Below are 17315 nucleotides of genomic sequence, written 5' to 3' on the forward strand. Positions count from 1 at the left end.
GCCCACGGCGACGCCTCCGGCTGGGACGTCGGCCTCGCCCTCCTCGACTGCATCCCCGCCACCAAAGGCCTCACCACCACCGCCGGCCTCGCCCGCGGCCTACGCGGCACCAGCCAAGCCATCCGCGACGGCCACGCCCTCACCACCGCCCTCCACACCGCCACCGCCCTCACCCGCCACGCCCTCACCGCCACCCGCACCCACCTGGGCACCATCACCACAAACCTGCGCGGAGCCCGCGCCTACACCACCACGATTCTCCAGGGCATCCCCGACCTGTTCCCATCGCCCGCGATGGCGATGGCCGGCGGCGGCGAACTACCCGGCCGGATGACCGGGCGTATCCTCGGCTCAGAAGCCCGCGCGGCACGCGACGTCGCCCGCGGATGGACCCCACCGGTCCACAGCCTGGAGAATCCGCATACCATACGGTTCAGCCAGGAGAACGTCAGCTCAAAAACACGAGACGGAATGAAATTCCCTGACTTGGTGGAGAGTATGCGAACCGGCGGCTGGAACGGCGACCCCATCGATATCGTCGAGCTCCCCGACGGCTCACTGCTGAGTATCGACAACCGTCGCCTCCTGGCCGCACGCGAGGCGGGCCTGAAGGAGATACCGACCGTCCGCCACCACCCCGACGAACCCTTCCCCTACGAGCGAGGAAAATCGCCGTCCTTTCTCCTAAATCATGAAATCCGCCAGCTTTCAGACGGAACACTGGTCCGCGGCGGCACCGAAGGTGCGATTCTGCATAGAAGAAACGACGATCCGCAGACATGGGGCGAGGCAGCCCTGTTCCGGACCGCCCGCCAGCCGAACAATCCGGACGGCTCTCCGTTTCCGCTCCTGGGCCGCCTGGAGCCGCCGAGGATACGGAACAAGAGATGAAAATTCATTCGAAAACCTCGCCTGTCCCCACCCTCGCTGAATGTTTTGCCCGCTACCTTCGGGACCTGACGAGCAAGAACGCGGCAGATAACATGATTGCCGCTCTGAACGCGAACGGACTGAACCTTGAGCGTGACCTCATGCAGGCCCACCGCGGTAGCCGGGGAGAGTGGGTACCTACGCCTGAGTCGGCTGGCCTCTGGCGTGGCCGGCGGTGCTGGCTGGGCTGGTATCCGCCGGATCTGAACCAGGTCTCAGCGGGTGACCTGTGGTTCGATCCGGTCGAAATATCCCTCATGATAATAATCCCTCGACCGCCGGCGGATCTCGCGGAGCTTGCGGCGCTTCCCCCGCGCTTTCTGGCGCGACAGACGCCGTTTGCCGGGTGGATCGCCATCCGGCAGATGGCGGTCTGGCAGGCAGTCGGTTACTCACTCCTGACCGGTCGCGATCTACGAACCGACACGGAAACCAGCTCGCCGATTGCCCCTGTATCAGGAATACCTCCTGCGCTGGCCTGGGACATCACCATCTTTTTCGGCAAGGCAACCTGCGACTCGCACTTCTGGGAGTCTGCCCACGAAGCCTTCTCAACCGACGAGCTTGCCAATCTGTGGAACGAGGATGCACCGGAGCACGGCGGCGAGGAGAACTCGGGTTCATGGGTAATTGTTGGACGCGCTGAAGCCATGGCCGGCTTGCGCAGGGGAGCTCCGGAAGCGGACAACCCCTACCTCGACGAGCCTTCCCCTGCTCCGGGTGTCCGCTTCCGGACGGCGGTATCCGCCCAGTTCGGGGTAACAAACCCGCCCGATCACGACCCGGACATGGTTATTGATCGTCGGCCGATGGCTTCGATGTGGAGCAGATGATCTCGGTGACCGACTCCTACTTCCGGCGCTCTTCCGTCTGGGCGGTCGCGGCGCAGCTGAAGAAACACGGCTGGAAAGGCGAACCGCTTCATGCGGTCGGGCTTCCCGACGGCACGAAAGTCACCTTGCAGAACGTCCTCCTCGCCGCAGCGATCGAAGCCGGCATCCAGGAAATCCCCACGCTGACCCACCATCCCGACGAACCGTTCCCGCTGCTGCTGGCCAAGGACTTCGTCCTCACCCGCCCGGTCCGTAAACTGCCGGACGGGTCATACGTCATCGGCGGATCCACCGGACGGGTGCTGTTCCGTCGGGGGCGGCGTGCGGAGACATACGGTGAGGCTGCGTTGTTTCGTGCCGCAGGTCAGGTGGAGATTCCCGACGGTGGCCCGGTGCCCTTCATGTGGACGATGGCCCTGGACCGTGGAGAAGGCCGAGGATGACCGGAACACTGGACATGGCATACGCAGATCATCTGCGCATGTGGGCAGCCGGGTCGCCGACGCGCCGGCTGGTGGATGAGCTCCTTGGTAACGGTGAGCCGGCCGAGGCCGCGCTACTACGGACCTATCTCGACGCGGGCGAGCAGTGGGTGACGACATCGCCGGCGTCGGGCGCATGGCAGGGCCGGGCATGCTGGATCGGCGCCAGACCACCGACCGAAGCCAACGGCGGCGACCTGTGGTTTGACGTGGCGGAAGTAACCACCACCGTGCTGGTTCCGCGTCCAAACGCGGAGGTCGCAGATTTTTCGCCCGACGAGTGGGAAATAATGACCCCGTGCGTGGGCTGGCTGTCGACCAGACCGGTCCGCCGATGGCAGGTTCTCGGTTTCGCGGCCGTCGCCGACCTGAACGTGACCCGGCAGATTGGTTCGTCCGCATATGCGATGGGCCTCCAAGGCCGCTGGGCCGACCAGTACGCCGTCTACTTCGGAAAGAGCCTGCCCGGCTGGGACAGCTGGTGGGGGGCATCCTGCGCATTCGGCGAACAGATCCTCGACGCCATGTGGCCGGAGGACATTCCCGAGATCGGATTTCATGTCGAGGAGGACGCGGTAGCAATTCTGGGACGCGCACGCGCGCTGCTCGTGGACCAGGACCCGGGCGGATCGTTCCCGCTTGGCGAACATTTTGCCATCGCAGATCACTTCTGGCTACCCGGGATGCGCTTTCGGACGGAGGTGAGCACCCAGCTCGGTCTCCTACCGCCCGACGGGGAAGGAATCGGAGGCGCACGTATCCTCGCACGTCCGTGAATGAGCGATACATCCTGCGGATGCCGCAGGATGTCGACCCACTGTGCAGGCAGCGGACACGGCTACCGAATCCAGCCACCAGAAACGATCTTTCGAGCTTTGTGCGATCAACAAGGCCATTTTCGGCGTACAAACCTCGAAAGATCGTCAGCGTGCGACGAATCAACCCGGTCACAGCCCGCGGAACACACCCGCCAACCGACGCACCCACGATCCGCGGACGGAGACCTCGGCCGGGGCGGCGGGTTGGGACGGTGCGGCGGGTTGGGACGGTGCGGCGGGTTGGGACGGTGCGGCCCGAGGGCACCAGGCGAGTCGCCTCGGCGACTCCCAGGACAGCGAATACCGAAAGTCGGTGGTGTCGGCGAGGCTGGTCATCGACTATCGGTGGTGTGCCCGTCCCTCCGCAGAAGGTGCCGCAGCCTGGATCTTGGCCTGCCACGAAGTCCCTGGATCGCAGCACCGGACTTCCGTTTGTGGTCGGCCTTGACGACTCGGATACGCCGTACGACGTAGTCGACGCCCTCGCGCTGGCTCCGTTCACCACAGGTGAGCAACCATGGGCGCACAGCGCCCGGATCGACCGCCTGCGGTCGGGTGCATCATTGCTACCCGCCGGCGCGCAGGTGCTACGCACGGTCGTGGAGGACTCACGTGACTCACGCCTTGCCGCAGGTGAGGGTTGGACGTTGCGTGCTGTGCGGTGGCGCGGGGGCGGCGGCGAGGTGACCGTGACGGCGGTCAGCGAGGAACTGGCACGCACCGTCCTCGACGGGGTGGTGCGTGAGGCGGTCGCCGAATCGGAAGCCGACAGCGCTGTCACGATGGGCTTCTGGTACATGTCCGCGCGACGCGGTCCGACCCGTACCGCCCGCGAGGCGGCCACGACATCATGGGCGTCGATCCGCCGCAACTACGCCAGCAGCGCGGTCGGCGCACTCGACAGGCTCATGACCGTGAGTCACGAAACGCTGGTCGGCCGACTGATCCTTCTGCACGGACCGGCCGGCACCGGAAAGACCACCGTGCTGCGGGCGTTGGCCCACGAGTGGCGGCGCTGGTGCCAGGTTGACTGCGTTCTGGACCCGGAGTCGCTGTTCGCCGATCCCGGCTACCTGATGGAAGTTGCGATCGGCTTCGACGACGACGGCGAGGATGAGACCGAGGACAATGACCCGAACCACAGCGACCAGGACCACGGCGACCAGGACCATGGCGACCAGGACCACGGCGACCAGGACGGCGACCGGGACCATGACGACCGGGATGACGGCGTCCAGGATGACGGTGGCGATGACGCGGACGGTCCCGGTCGACGCATTCATGATCACGCAAACGGCGCAAGCGGTGCCGGTGACCGTGGCACGGCGCAGGCCGGCAAAACGCGCGAGGTGCGCGAGACCCGCCGACGATGGCGGCTGCTGGTGATAGAGGACTGCGACGAACTGGTCCGCGGTGACCTCAGAGGCTCCTCGGGCCAGGCGTTGTCGCGGCTGCTCAACCTGACTGACGGCCTGGTCGGGCAGGGTCGCGACGTCCTGGTCGCACTGACCACCAACGATGATCTTACTCAGCTGCACCCGGCGATCGTGCGCCCGGGGAGGTGCCTGGCTCAGGTCGAGGTGGGACCGCTGTCCTACGACGAGGCCACCGCCTGGCTCGGCACCACCCAGGGCGTCGGGCCGACCATGACGTTGGCGGAACTGTTCGCGCTCCGCGACGGCCGCGCCCTGGTACAGACCACCAAGCCGGACGCCCATTCCGGCCCCTACCTGTAAGGGCCCCTATCGGTAGTCCCATCGGTAGTCGCAGGGCCGGGCCGGCCGGCGGTCAGGCGGGTTGCAAGGAAGCGGCCCGGCGGGTCACTCCCCGGCCCTGAACTCGCTGATGCCGATCACATTCGACTGTGCGTGCACGCACCGGTAGATCATGGCCTTGTCCGCCGGGGAGGCGAACGTGATGTCGTAACGCAGCGGATACACGCGGCTGGCCTCGGTAGTGTTGTGATCACGTACCTCCTGGACGGCCTGGCCGGCGGTGGGGCACGCAGCGCGGACCGCCTCCTTCTGCGCGTCCGTGGCGGTGGCCGTGAAATAGACCACGGCCTCGATCCGAGGTGACGGTCCGGCGACCGCGACATACACGCCGAAGGCGGTCAGAGCGGCGAACGCCAACCCGCCGAGCACCACCCAGCGCCGGTGGCGTCGATCGGTGAGGGTCCGGCGCAGCCCCGCCGTCACCGACTCGGGCGGGCGTCGGACCCGTGCCGGTGGGGCGGTGTCCGCAACGTCGCTCACGGTCGGGAACCTTCCCTCGGACGAGATCTCACAGAGCGGCCTCACAGCGCCGTCTGACCGGGCCACCACCAGTACGGCGTGCCCCCAACCTAGCTGTTGCGGCGAGGCCTTAAGGTAAGCGGTCTTGCCCGCGCGAACGCGAGGGATGTTCATCACACCCGACCTGTCCACACCGGCCAGGGACGACGTGATCATGGGGGGCCAGCGGATCGCGAAGCGATCCGTGGAGTCCGTCTCCTCGCGTCGCCGCAGGCCCCAAGAAACCCCGGAGAGACCGTGCCCTCCCGTATCGAGGACTACGCGGTGATAGGCGACACACATTCGGCCGCGCTGGTCTCCAGGGACGGTTCGATTGACTGGCTGTGCCTACCGCGGTTCGACTCGACCGCCTGTTTCGCCGCCCTGCTCGGCGACAACGACTCCGGCCACTGGAAGATCGCGCCGGTCGATCCCGTGCTCGCGGTGAGCCGCCGCTACCGGGGTGACACCCTCGTCCTGGAAACCGACATGACCACGGCGAACGGAACCGTGCGCATCGTCGACGCCATGTACCCGCGCTCGGGCGAGCACATCGTGCTGAGGCTGGTCGAGGGCGTCGAAGGCACCGTGCGGATGCGCAGCGAGACCCGCATCCGGTTCGACTACGGCTCGATCGTCCCCTGGGTGCGACGGCTGGACGATCACACGATGATCGCGGTCGCCGGGCCGGACGCGGTGACGTTGCGTACAACCGCGCCGATGGAGGGCCACGACATGGCCACCTTCGCGGAGTTCGCGGTGTCCGCCGGCCAGTCCGTGCCGTTCTCCCTGACCTGGTGTCCCTCACACCGTCGCGCGCCCACCCAGATCGACGTCCGCCGGGCGATCGATCTCACCGAGTCGTGGTGGGCGGAGTGGATGGCCGGCTGCACCTACGACGGACAGTGGCAGGAGGCCGTCCGGCGGTCCCTGATCACCCTCAAGGCGCTGACGTACGCCCCCACCGGCGGCATCGTCGCGGCGGTCACCACATCCCTGCCGGAGATGATCGGTGGCGTCCGCAACTGGGACTACCGCTACTGCTGGTTGCGCGACGCCACCATCACCCTGCTCGCTCTGCTCGATGCCGGCTTCACCAGCGAGGCCACCGCGTGGCGGGAATGGCTGCTGCGCGCGGTGGCCGGTGACCCCTCCCAGGTCCAGATCATGTACGGGGTCGGCGGTGAACGCCGGCTCACCGAGTACGAAGTGCCGTGGCTGCCCGGCTACGAGGGTTCGTCGCCCGTACGGGTCGGCAACGGCGCCGTCGAACAGTTCCAGCTCGACGTCTACGGCGAGGTACTGGACGCGCTGCATGTGGCCCGGATGGCGACCGAGGTGGACGGCCGCGACGACTCCTGGGCCCTGCAGTCCAAGCTGATGGACTTCCTGGAGACCGGATGGCGTAAGCCTGACGAGGGCATCTGGGAGGTCCGAGGGCCGCGGCGGGACTTCGTCCACTCCAAGGTCATGGCCTGGGTGGCGGCCGACCGGGCGATCAAGGGCATCACCGAGTCGGGCCTGCCCGGCCCGTTGGACCGCTGGACGGCGCTGCGAGCCGAGATCCACAACGAGGTCTGCATCCGGGGCTTCGACCCCGACCGCAACACCTTCACGCAGTTCTACGGCTCCACCGAGCTGGACGCCGCCCTGCTGTACATGCCGCTGGTCGGCTTCCTGCCCGCGACGGATCCGCGGGTCGTCGGCACGGTGAGCGCCATCGAACGTGAGCTCATGCAGGACGGCTTCGTACTGCGCTACCCGACCGCCGAGGACGGTGCCGTGGACGGGCTGCCCGCTGGTGAGGGCGCCTTCCTGGCCTGCACCTTCTGGCTCGCCGACAACTACGCGCTGTCGGGGCGGGTGCGCGAGGCCCAGGAGCTGTTCGAACGGCTGCTGGCCCTGCGTAACGACGTGGGGCTGCTGGCGGAAGAGTACGACCCGCGGCTGGGGCGCATGGTCGGCAACTTCCCGCAGGCGTTCAGTCATGTGCCGCTGGTCAACACCGCGCGGACGCTGACCGATGCGCTCCGGGGCATGCCGCGCTCCCGAACCGACCGGGCCTACCCACCCGGCCACTTCTTCGGGTAGGAGGTTCGTCGGGTAGGAGGTTCGTCGGGTAGAGGGCTGTTCGGGTAGAAGGCCGCTACCCAACGGCGTTCGAGGGGATCCACGCAGGGACGAGACCGACCGCCCGCCCGCCCACGTCCCCTGATACTGGGGGCAGGCCACACCAATGGTGGCAAACAACCAGAGGGGGCAGGACACGTGGCGGGTCGGGTCGCGGTCATCGGCGGTGGGATCGTGGGCTTGGCGGTGGCCCGACGGATCGGACAGATCGATCCGGGCGCCACCGTCACGGTCTTCGAGAAGGAACACGACGTCGCCCGGCATCAGACCGGGCACAACAGCGGGGTGGTCCACGCCGGGCTCTACTACCAGCCCGGCTCGCTGAAGGCGACACTGTGCCGACGCGGTGTCGCGCTGCTCAAGGAGTACTGCGCCGCCCACCGCATCCGCTACGACGAGTGCGGGAAGATCGTCGTAGCGGTTGACACCAGCGAGCTGGGCAGGCTCGCCGACATCGCCGACCGCGCCCACGCCAACGGCGTCCCGGACACGACCATGCTGGACCCGGCCGGCCTGCGCCGCTACGAACCGCATGCCCGTGGGGTGGCCGCGCTGTACTCCCCCACGACCGCGATCGTGGACTACCCGGCCGTGGCCCGGGCGCTGCGGGACGACATCCTGGACGCGGGCGGGTCGGTCCGTACAGGTGCCGAGGTCGTGTCGGTCGAGGAACGCGGCGACGGCGTTCGGCTGGGTCTGCGGATCCGGGGAACGGCCCGGGTGACCCCCAACGGCAGCCACGCGACCACGTTGAAGGCCGGCGGCACGGTCACGGAGGTGACCGAGACGGCTGGGCCGTTCGACCTTCTCATCGCCTGCGCGGGGCTGCAGTCCGACCAGGTCGCGGCGTTCACCGGGGAAGATCCCTCACCGCAGATCATCCCATTTCGTGGCGACTACTGGCTGCTACGGCCGGAGCGTCGGGGGCTGGTGCGAGGACTGATCTATCCGGTACCGGACCCGCGGTACCCGTTTCTCGGCATCCATCTGACCAAACGGGTGGACGGCGAGATCCTGGTCGGCCCGAACGCGGTTCTGGCGACTGCCAGGGAAGGATACACGGCCCTGACCGTCGCGGGATCGGACCTGCGCGCGACGCTTGCCTGGCCTGGCTTCCACAAGATGGCCCGCACGCACTGGAAGACCGGAGCACGTGAGATCCTGCGGACGGCCAGCCGGCGCGCGTTCGTCGCGCAGGCCCGCCGGTACGTCCCGCAGCTACAGGCCGCTGACGTCGTGCGGGGGCCGGCCGGCGTACGCGCGCAGGCGGTCGCCCGGGACGGCAGCCTGGTGGACGACTTCGTGTTGTCGATCCGTGGACGGATTGTGCACGTCCGCAACGCGCCATCACCGGGCGCAACCGCGTCTTTGGCCATCGCCGAGCACATCGTCAGTAAGGTCGTCGCGGAACCGGCCGCGTGAACGCGGAGCCACGCAGGCGTGACGGCGCAACCACGACCTGACCCTAAAACGGCGCCTATGAGCCATTGGTCTATCATGACATTCCTGGTCACGTTACGTGATCGGGGGGGCAGCCAGGACGTCGACCGGTTACCGAATGTAAAGTGGTGATGGAGCCAGATGTTCCCTGTTCGTGGCAGACGCCGACGATTGCACCGGCGCCGAACGACGATGGCGGCCGGCATCGCCGTCGTCGGCCTGTTGTCCACGCTCGCGGCGTGTCAGGACCCGACGACCCCGACAACCCCGACCGGCAGCCGCAGCCCGGAGGCCACCGGCGCGCCCGCGACACCGGCCCCGGGCGTCCCGACAACGCCCGTGCCGCCGGCTCAACCCGGGGTCACCGCGCCCGACTTCGCCACGTTCGCGAAGTGGAGCAATCCCGCGACGTGGGGCGGCAAGGTCCCCGCCGCGGGTGACGTCGTCACCGTCGCGGCCGGCAAACAGATACTCGTCGATGTCGACCTGCCCAAGCTGGGGGGCTTGGTGGTCAGCGGCGACCTCGCGTTCGCGGACCGGCCGACGACCCTGCGCACGGCCTACGTCATGGTGCACGGGCGGTTCTGGATGGGTAGCGAGAAGGCCCCGCTCACCAGCGCCATCAGGCTCATCCTCGACGGCCGCTCGACCGACAACACCATGGGTATGGGCGCGAACGTCCTGGGCTCGATGGGTGGCCGCATCGAGATCCACGGTCGGGATTCCGGGCAGACCTGGACAAAGCTGTCCCAGACGGCCAACGCCGGCGCCACGACCCTCGCGCTCATCGACCCCGTGTCGTGGCGTGCCGGTGATCTCATCGTCGTCGCATCCTCCGACCTCGACGTGAACCACAAGGAACGCGTCACGGTTTCCGGGGTTTCAGCGGACGGCAGGACGGTCACGATCAGCAAGCCGCTGATCCACAAGCACGCGTCGATCGTCACCACGCAGACCTCCGGCGGGCAGACCCGCTCGGTCGAGGAGCGGGCCGAAGTCGGCCTGCTGTCGCACAACATCGTGATCACCGGCCCCGATGACGCGGCGACGACGAAGTTCGGCGGCCACGTCATGATCATGTCCGGTGGCGCGCTGCGCATGTCGAACACCGAACTCATCCACATGGGTCAGCTCGGGGTGCTGGCCCGCTACCCGATCCACTGGCACTGGGCCGGCGACCAGAGCGCGTCGCTGGTGGACAGCATCAGCATCATCGACAGCTTCAACCGCATGGTCACCATCCACCGGACCAACAACGTGCATGTCAACGGGGTGGTGGCCGACGAGACCTACGGTGCCGGTTTCTTCCTCGAAGACCGCGTCGAGGAGGGCAACGTCCTCAGCAACAACCTGGTGATGGGCGTCCGGCAGGTCCCGGCGGGTAGCAAACCGCTACGCGCGTCCGACCAGATCCCGTCGGAATTCTGGATCACCGATCCGAACAACACGCTGAGCGGCAACTCCGCCGCCGGTGGTGACGGCGTGGGCATCTGGTACGACTTCGACATGAACGCGGTCGACGCCGGAAACGCCAGCGACGACGCGATCCACGACGCGGTCGACAAGCCGTTCGGTCTCAATCAGAACAGCACTGCCCACTCACACACCATCCACCCCTCCGATTTCCCGGCGGAGGGCGTGCCAGGTTCGGGAATCAGCGTGGAAGCCTACAACGGCGACTATGCCAAGCGTGGCACAATGATCAATCCGAACGTGTGGAAAAACGAGGGCTTCGGTCTGTGGATCGACGGCGCGCTCACGACCAACAATCCCACCGCCGCGAACAACAGCATTGCCCTCAACTGCCAGGACACCGCCGTCAACAACGGTCTGCTCATCGGCAACAACACCGCCAACAGCGGCAGTGAAACCGGGCACATCCAGGCGCTGATCCGCTTCTACCACGGCCAGTGCGACACGAACGGAACATGGCTCGCCAACTTCAAGCAGGGCGCCGGATCGGATCCCGGGCTTGCGGCCATCAGCGACATCGGCGCAAGCACGTGGGACGCCACCAACCGGGTGAAGAGCCTGAAGTTCTTCGGTGACGGCTACCGCACCCTGTTCGCCAGCAACAGCCCGTACTTCGAAGCCGCGGAGGCCGGTCACGCACACTGGTTCGCCGACCTCGACGGCTCGGTCAAGGGTGACGGCGTGCCGGCAATCATCGACAACAACTCCGCTCTGCTGCGGGCGCCGACAGACAAGACCATCTACAGCCGGGTCGGTCTGGACTACTTCCAGGGCGCGGACTTCGGTACCTGGAGCCCGCTCAACCGCGGCTTCATGCGCCTGCGCTTCGGCCTGGTCGAAGATCACTGGACGTGGAAGCGCGCCGACGGCGTCACCGCCTACAGCGGCACCGTCGGGGTGGTCGAAGGCCAGCGATACCAGCTGGCTCCTCCGTCCGGCGGAGCGCTCAGTTCGCTCGACTTCGACATCCACGGCACCGATCCCGGCTTTGTCGACCTGGTCATCCCCTGGTCGGGCACGTCCGCGCCCAAGGCCAGCTTCAAGTTCTGGGGGCAGGACGTTGCGGTGAAGATGGCCTCGAGCGTCGCCGGCATCGGCCAGGACGGTCAGTACTTCGTCTCCGGTGGAAACCTCTATCTGCGTATCCAGGTCGGCGGGACGAGCGTGGCCTTCGGTAACGGCGGCGACCTGCGCAGTCTGGCCAACGCGGACCAGTACTGGACCATCGGGTAACTCCACGAGGCAGCCCGCCGGTCGCGCGCGTCATGAATCCGTGCGCGCGACCGGCAACGGCGACGGGGCGTCGCTGATCGCGGCCAGCAGGGGAAGAATGTGCGCACACACCGCGGTGGGGACACCGTGTTCGGCGCCGATCCGAACCACCGCGCCGATCAGGGCCTCATGTTCCAGGGGACGGCCCGCCAACCGGTCGTAGAGCATCGACGTACCCGACCCGGCGGGCTGATTGCGCAGCCGGTCGATGGTCACCTCCGCCAGGTCGGCGGGAACGGCCGCACCGTCGGCGTGGGCGACGGCGACCGCTTCGCGCATGATGCTCACCGCGAGCCGGCCCACATCCGCTCGACGCAACACCTCCAGGCGCCGGCCGGTCAGCGCGGTCAGCGAGTTCGCCGCGGTGTTGGCGGTCAGTTTCGTCCAGGCTGTGACGGCGAAGTCGTCCACCGGTCGCAGCAGCCCGGCACCGGGCAGGACCTCGGCGAAACGGTCGGCGAGAGCACCCGCCGGAACGTGCAGGAACCCGTAATTGTGGTGTTCGACCACGCCGGGCGCGACCGGCTCGGCGTTGATGTAGACGACCGTGGGGAGCACCCGGTCCGCGGGGACCACCGCCGCGACCCGCTCGGCGTGGCGGACGCCGTTCTGGGCCACCACGACGATGGTGTCCGGACCGACCAGATGCCTCAACCACGCGAGCGCCGCCGCATTCTGATGGACCTTCGTCGCCAGCAGCACCCAGTCGACCGGGTCGGCCTGCTCGGGTCTGGTCCAGACTGGCAGTTCGGCGCGGAACACCCCGTCCGGGCCCCGGACCACCAGCTCGTCGAACCGTCGACGCGCGCAGAGCTGCACGTCGGCCCCTGCGACCGCCGCTCGGGCGGCGAAGAACCCGCCGACCGCACCCACGCCGACGACAGCCAGCCGTCCCGCCATCAGTGCAGTGTTGCAGCGCGCCCGAGCCCGACGCGAGCGAACCGGTTGGGCCGGTGGCGTCATACACCGACGTTTCCATCTGCTGAAATAGCAGGCGTTGTCGATGCACCTGACCGGCCGAGGACGGCGTGACCATGCCACCTGACGCACCGCCGCCTGATCGCAAGGGCTTCGCCGTTGCCTCACACGGCGTGGTCATGGCCCGTGCGGCCGTCCTGTTCCGTGTCCTGACCGGCGTGCTGAGCCTCGCGCAGGTCGCGATCTGGTGGTCGTGGACCTGGGCACACCCGTGGACGCTCGCCGGTCCGCTCGCGGCCGCCGGCTGGACTGTGATCGTCGCGGTCCTCCTCGCCCGCAACGGCCTCGACCCACGCATCAGCTCCCTTGAGCTCGCGTTCGCCGGACCGCTGGCCTGCTTCGGCGCGCTGCTGGTCCCACCCGCGACCGTCGGAGACGCCTCCAACTGGGTCTACGTCACCGTGGGCGGGGTCACCGTGACGGCGGCGTGGTGCCTGCCGGTGCGGGCCGCCGTGCCAGCCGTCGCGAGCGTCGCGGCAGCCTACTGGGCCGGTGCGGCCATGGTAGGGCCGTCGGGTCCGGCCCCCGGCGTGCCGGTGCGCTCCGTGGTGCTGCTCGCGGTCATCACGACAGTCTGGGCGCTTGCCGTGCGCACATGCCGCGCTCACGCGGCCGACGCCGACATCGACCTCGTCGCGGCGGTACGCCGGTACCGGATCGCCACGATCACCCAATCCCGGACGCAGGACCGCCGGGAACAGGAACGCATCGTTCACGACACGCTCGTCAACACCCTCACCGGAATCGCGATGAACGGCGCGCAACCCCTTGATCCGGTCACGCCTACGCCTACGCCTACGCCTACGGTGCCGGCGCCGGCGCCGGTACCCACGGCCGACATCCGCAACCGCTGCGCGGATGACCTCGCCGTCCTGGAGACATTCCTCGCCCGGGGGGCGTCCCGGGACGGCACGCCGGCAGCGGCGGCAGCGGCAGCGGCGGCAGCGGCGGCGCGGGCGGCGCTGGCCCACGACAGCGGCCGGCTCATCCGCACCGGCCACGAGACCGGGCTGGCCCGCGGCGTCGCCGTCTTCATCGTCTGCTGGCACGCGGCGATGGCGCTGCCCGCCGTCACCATGGCGCAGACCTACCGCTGGCCGCTGGTCTCGCTGGTGGTGTGGCTCGGGCTGGCCGCTCTCGCCGTCCGCACCGTCCCCGCCATGATCAGGCGAGGTCTGCGGGGACGGGAGTCCGCCGGCCTGCTGGGCGCTGCGGCGCTCGCGGAGCTTCTGGTCGGCCTGACCTGCCGTGGGTACAACGTGGTCGGTTTCGCCAACTGGGCACTGCTCGGCGCCGGTTGGCTACTGGTTGCGACGGCGGTGAACCGCCCGACCCGCGAGGCCCTCCTCGGCGCCACCACGGTGACGGTTCTGGCCACCGTGCTCGCCCTGCGCGAGGTCGGCCCGGTGCCGCTTGCACTGGCGCGGCTGGTCGCGGTGACCTGGGGTCTGTGGGTGCCGGCGCTGGCGGTCACGGTGATCCGCCGCGCCATGGCCGCAGCCGGCCCGACCGTTGCGCGGACCGTGGCGACCGAGGCCGACCGCAGCGCGCTGGAGGTCGCCGCCGCAGCGGTCCGGGCCGACCGCGCCCGCCGGTGGGACATACTCGCGACCCGCACGCTGCCGCTGGTACGGGCGATCGCCGACGGCCTGCTCGACCCGGCCGACGAGGCCGTGCGCAGCCGCTGTGCCGCCCAGGCTGCGACGCTGCGCCGGATGCTGGCCGGAACGACCGCCACGGACCTCGAACATGTGATCGTCTCCGCCGAGCGCCGAGGCCTGCGGGTCGAGACGCAGCTGGCCGGAGACCTGCGTGACGTTCCAGCGCAGGCGCGCAGCGCGATTGCCCGAATAGTCGACGAGTCCCTCGCATCGGTCGCCACAGGTCGAGTTCTGCTCACCGTGCTCGGTGGGACCGACGAGGCACAGGTGTTCGTGTCCTTCCCCGCTCCCGCGCAGGCCGCGCAGGCCATTCCGATCATCGACCCGGGCTGCCATCTTGACGGCCAACTGGACGGTCACCTTGACGCGCTCGCGGACATGGTGGACGGCCGCGGTTCCCTGGAGCTGCGATGGAGCCGATGACGACATCCGCCGACGCTGCGCCGACATGGAAAGCGACGATCGATCCCTCCCGGAACCAACCCGCCGCCCGATCACGACCGATCACTGATCCACTCAGAAGGGACACACATGCTTGAGAGGGTGAAGTGGTGGGCGCTGCCGGGCCCGGTGGCCCGTGCCCTTACGCCGCAGGTCGGATGATCACTGTCGCGGCCGTCGATGATCACCCCATCGTCCTGCACGGACTCGAGGGGTTACTCGCGGCGACGCCCGACTGCAGACTCGTGGCCAAAGCCGCCAGCATGGCGGAGCTCCTCGTGGGCCCAGGACGCCACGCCGACGTCGTCCTGCTCGATCTCGACCTCGGCGATGGCAGCACCGCGCCGGACAACATCCGATGTCTGGCCGACACCGGCCCCGCCGTGGTCGTCTTCAGCGCGACGGCCACACCGACCGCGGTCCGCGAAGCCATCCGCGCCGGGGCCTACGGCTTCGTACCCAAGACCGAGACCGTCGACGACCTGGCGACGGCCATCCGGGCTGCGGCGGCCGGCTGCGGCTGGGTGTCGCCCCAGCTCGCCTTCGTCCTGTTGACCGACGACGCGCCCGATCGCCCGACGCTGTCCGCACAGGAACGCGAGGCGCTGCGGCTGTATGCGGGCGGAATGCCCATGAAGTTGGTCAGCAAACGCATGAACGTGGGCACCGAGACCGCCAAGCAGTACATCGAACGGGTCAGGATGAAATACCGCAAGGTCGGCCGGGACGCGACAACCAAGATCGACCTGTACCGCCGGGCGGTGGAAGACGGCTATCTGCGGCCCGACCACGCCGGATGACGCTAGGCGGCGTCCCCACCCTGCCCCCCGCTTCAGGGTGGAAACGCGCCGATCGGGGTCGCTCGGCGACCATCACACAGCCTGGCCCCGACCGCAGGTGGTGTCATGACCCCACAGCTCAGGACGCAGGACCCCCAAATGGGGGACGGGCACGGCGCGTTCCGAACCGGGCGAACAGCGAGCCACCGACGACAGCACAGCCGCCGAGGAGCGTGACCCACAGACCCGGCCCGATGTCGACCGAGATACCCAGGGCGATCCCATCGGGTCGGGAGCCACGCAGGAGCTGGAGCATGTCGACGATCGCCATCAGAACGATCATCGTGCCGGCGACCGCGGAGATGATCCATTCCCAGCCGGTCCGGGCACGGCCGATCAGCACCGCGCCCAGGACGGCGGACAGGACACCGAGCACCAGCGTCGTCCCGCCGTACTGGTCGGCGTCGGTGCCCCTGACCGGAATCGACGCCAACCCGAAGGCGCTGACGGTCGCCCATGTCATGACCGCACCGACGGCGCTGAGGACCCCGGCTGCGAGCACCAGCAGCCCGCCGACCGTCCGGCTCAACCCCAGCCGGGGGCTCGCGGCCATCCTCGTGGCGCCGCCGGCTTCCTGCAGGTGAATCGCGAGCGGCGCGCCCCACAGGTGACGTTCCCGGCCGCCAGCCACCTCGTCCACGGCATCTGTGCCGGCAGGGCCCTGCGGGCCGCCGGCGGGGCCTTGCGGGCCGGCAGGGCCCTGCGGTGGCGTAGCGCCGTCGTACGACCGGGCCCAACGCGGATCAGCCGTGCGGGCCATTGCCGCGCGCCGCTCCGCTCGCCACTGCTGGTCGGGTCCGACGTCCGCACCGGTCGGTCGCGATCGGGGGCCGGCATCGGTCGTGCCCCCGCCGGCCGAGCGCTCGGCCGGCGGGGGCACCCATGGACTGCGATCCTGGTCGGACACGCCATCCTCCCCGTACGGTTACCTGCCTACCTTGGGCCTATCACGGGGCCGGGTGCCCGCGCCGCAACCGCACGCTCCCGGCAAGCGCGACCACCCCGGCGACCAGGGTCAGGACGAGTCCGGACTCGGGAACCACGCTTATCTGATCGGCTGAAAGGCCGCGGAAGGACGACAACGACGGCGGTCCCGCGACGATGTCCATCGTGGACAGCACCGTGACCCCGGCCGCGAGCACCCGCACGACCAGCCCATCCGCCGCTCCCGTTGGGCGCCCGAGCACGCGCGCGAAACCGATCACCATCAGCAGCGCACCGGCAACCATTGTCACACGACCGTCGCCAACCGTCAGGCCCGAAAACGTGCGGGTCTCCGCCCCGCTGCTCAGGATGCTCCACGGCAACACCGCGCCAGCCCCGGCAGCCGCACCAGCGGCGCAGACGACGAGACCGGCAAGCCGCCCGGCCCCTGCAGGTTGGGGCTGCGCGGACCGACCCGCACCGACGCCGCCACGCTCGAGGTCGGGGACATGTTCGGCAACCGCGCCTTCGAGCGGGGCATCCTGCGCCACGCTCTGCGGGGCGCTCTGCGGGGCGACGGGCCCCTGGGTAACGCCACGTTCGCGAGCGTGAACCTGCCCGGATATCCCTCCCGGTGCCTGGGATCCCATGTCAGGCAGGTGGCCGGCCCGTGGGTCGAGGCTCGATTCCGGTTCGGCTGTCGCCCACTCCCGTGCGCCGGCTTGCCCGGCAGCGGCGTGTTTGGGGTTCCCGGGTGCGCGAAAAGAACCATGAGGGCGCCCTTGTCGGCCGCCGCCGGGATCGGCCGGCTCGTCGGTACG

Annotated in this window: 14 protein-coding genes and 1 pseudogene; 10 read left to right on the forward strand and 5 right to left on the reverse strand. The window is 68.8% G+C overall.

The annotated features are described in order from the left end of the window. The 4 genes and pseudogenes from U9983_RS19915 to U9983_RS19930 form a co-directional block, all read left to right on the forward strand. A pseudogene (locus U9983_RS19915) lies at nt 1-891 on the forward strand (ParB/Srx family N-terminal domain-containing protein); the annotation flags it as partial. 404 nt (nt 892-1295) lie between these two features. Further along, the gene (locus tag U9983_RS19920; RefSeq protein WP_322755491.1) at nt 1296-1763 is read left to right on the forward strand and encodes a hypothetical protein; all 468 of its coding nucleotides are present in this window, start codon (nt 1296-1298) and stop codon (nt 1761-1763) included. After that, nucleotides 1760-2206 carry a hypothetical protein gene (locus U9983_RS19925; RefSeq protein ID WP_322755492.1) on the forward strand — a complete coding sequence of 149 codons (447 nt, stop codon included), beginning with the start codon at nt 1760-1762 and terminating at the stop codon, nt 2204-2206. The genes U9983_RS19920 and U9983_RS19925 overlap by 4 nt, the downstream gene beginning before the upstream one ends. Further along, nucleotides 2203-3021: a hypothetical protein gene (locus U9983_RS19930; protein ID WP_322755493.1), complete on the forward strand. Its 819-nt coding sequence runs from the start codon at nt 2203-2205 to the stop codon at nt 3019-3021. Before U9983_RS19925 ends, U9983_RS19930 begins: the two co-directional genes overlap by 4 nt. 171 nt (nt 3022-3192) lie before the next feature. Here the strand turns inward: U9983_RS19930 and U9983_RS19935 are convergent, their stop codons facing one another. After that, nucleotides 3193-3399 (reverse strand): hypothetical protein, encoded by a 207-nt coding sequence (locus U9983_RS19935; RefSeq protein ID WP_322755494.1) that lies wholly within the window; start codon nt 3397-3399, stop codon nt 3193-3195. A 14-nt stretch (nt 3400-3413) separates the two neighbouring features. Between U9983_RS19935 and U9983_RS19940 the strand changes: the two genes are divergently transcribed. Then, a complete protein-coding gene (locus U9983_RS19940; RefSeq protein WP_416211456.1) occupies nt 3414-4799 on the forward strand; it encodes a DUF5925 domain-containing protein in 1386 nt (461 codons plus the stop codon). 84 nt (nt 4800-4883) lie between these two features. On the opposite strand, the gene U9983_RS19945 is transcribed toward U9983_RS19940, so the two are convergent. Then, a complete protein-coding gene (locus U9983_RS19945; RefSeq protein ID WP_322750013.1) occupies nt 4884-5318 on the reverse strand; it encodes a hypothetical protein in 435 nt (144 codons plus the stop codon). Between the two features lie 276 nt (nt 5319-5594). On the opposite strand from U9983_RS19945, the gene U9983_RS19950 reads away from it, so the two are divergent. The 3 genes from U9983_RS19950 to U9983_RS19960 all read left to right on the forward strand — a co-directional run bounded on the left by U9983_RS19950 (nt 5595) and on the right by U9983_RS19960 (nt 11612). After that, on the forward strand, nt 5595-7427 hold the full coding sequence (locus U9983_RS19950) for a glycoside hydrolase family 15 protein (protein WP_322755495.1): 1833 nt from the start codon (nt 5595-5597) through the stop codon (nt 7425-7427). Nucleotides 7428-7604: 177 nt separating this feature from the next. Then, a complete protein-coding gene (locus U9983_RS19955) occupies nt 7605-8888 on the forward strand; it encodes an L-2-hydroxyglutarate oxidase (protein ID WP_322755496.1) in 1284 nt (427 codons plus the stop codon). Nucleotides 8889-9098: 210 nt separating this feature from the next. Then, on the forward strand, nt 9099-11612 hold the full coding sequence (locus U9983_RS19960; RefSeq protein ID WP_322755497.1) for a G8 domain-containing protein: 2514 nt from the start codon (nt 9099-9101) through the stop codon (nt 11610-11612). 30 nt (nt 11613-11642) lie between these two features. Here U9983_RS19960 and U9983_RS19965 read toward each other — a convergent pair whose 3' ends face one another. Beyond that, nucleotides 11643-12551 (reverse strand): 2-dehydropantoate 2-reductase, encoded by a 909-nt coding sequence (locus U9983_RS19965; protein ID WP_322755498.1) that lies wholly within the window; start codon nt 12549-12551, stop codon nt 11643-11645. Between the two features lie 128 nt (nt 12552-12679). Here U9983_RS19965 and U9983_RS19970 point away from each other — a divergent pair, with 128 nt between their 5' ends. Next, complete coding sequence (locus tag U9983_RS19970; protein WP_322755499.1) at nt 12680-14713, forward strand: hypothetical protein; 2034 nt, start codon at nt 12680-12682, stop codon at nt 14711-14713. A 176-nt stretch (nt 14714-14889) separates the two neighbouring features. Then, a complete protein-coding gene (locus U9983_RS19975) occupies nt 14890-15531 on the forward strand; it encodes a response regulator transcription factor (RefSeq protein ID WP_322755500.1) in 642 nt (213 codons plus the stop codon). Between the two features lie 118 nt (nt 15532-15649). On the opposite strand, the gene U9983_RS19980 is transcribed toward U9983_RS19975, so the two are convergent. Both U9983_RS19980 and U9983_RS19985 read right to left on the reverse strand, forming a co-directional pair. Then, nucleotides 15650-16477 (reverse strand): hypothetical protein, encoded by an 828-nt coding sequence (locus U9983_RS19980; RefSeq protein WP_322755501.1) that lies wholly within the window; start codon nt 16475-16477, stop codon nt 15650-15652. 40 nt (nt 16478-16517) lie between these two features. Next, nucleotides 16518-17315 (reverse strand): hypothetical protein (locus tag U9983_RS19985; protein WP_322755502.1); only part of this gene is annotated, 798 nt, incomplete at its 5' end.

The organism is Protofrankia sp. Cas3, from assembly GCF_963555955.1.
Classification (GTDB): domain Bacteria; phylum Actinomycetota; class Actinomycetes; order Frankiales; family Frankiaceae; genus Protofrankia.

Bases quoted from the DNA above. Each gene is read 5' to 3' on its own strand.
- U9983_RS19920 (WP_322755491.1), top strand. From the start codon at position 1,296: ATGGCGGTCTGGCAGGCAGTCGGTTACTCACTCCTGACCGGTCGCGAT.
- U9983_RS19925 (WP_322755492.1), top strand. From the start codon at position 1,760: ATGATCTCGGTGACCGACTCCTACTTCCGGCGCTCTTCCGTCTGGGCG.
- U9983_RS19930 (WP_322755493.1), top strand. From the start codon at position 2,203: ATGACCGGAACACTGGACATGGCATACGCAGATCATCTGCGCATGTGG.
- U9983_RS19935 (WP_322755494.1), bottom strand. From the start codon at position 3,399: ATGACCAGCCTCGCCGACACCACCGACTTTCGGTATTCGCTGTCCTGG.
- U9983_RS19960 (WP_322755497.1), top strand. From the start codon at position 9,099: ATGGCGGCCGGCATCGCCGTCGTCGGCCTGTTGTCCACGCTCGCGGCG.
- U9983_RS19965 (WP_322755498.1), bottom strand. From the start codon at position 12,551: ATGGCGGGACGGCTGGCTGTCGTCGGCGTGGGTGCGGTCGGCGGGTTC.
- U9983_RS19975 (WP_322755500.1), top strand. From the start codon at position 14,890: ATGATCACTGTCGCGGCCGTCGATGATCACCCCATCGTCCTGCACGGA.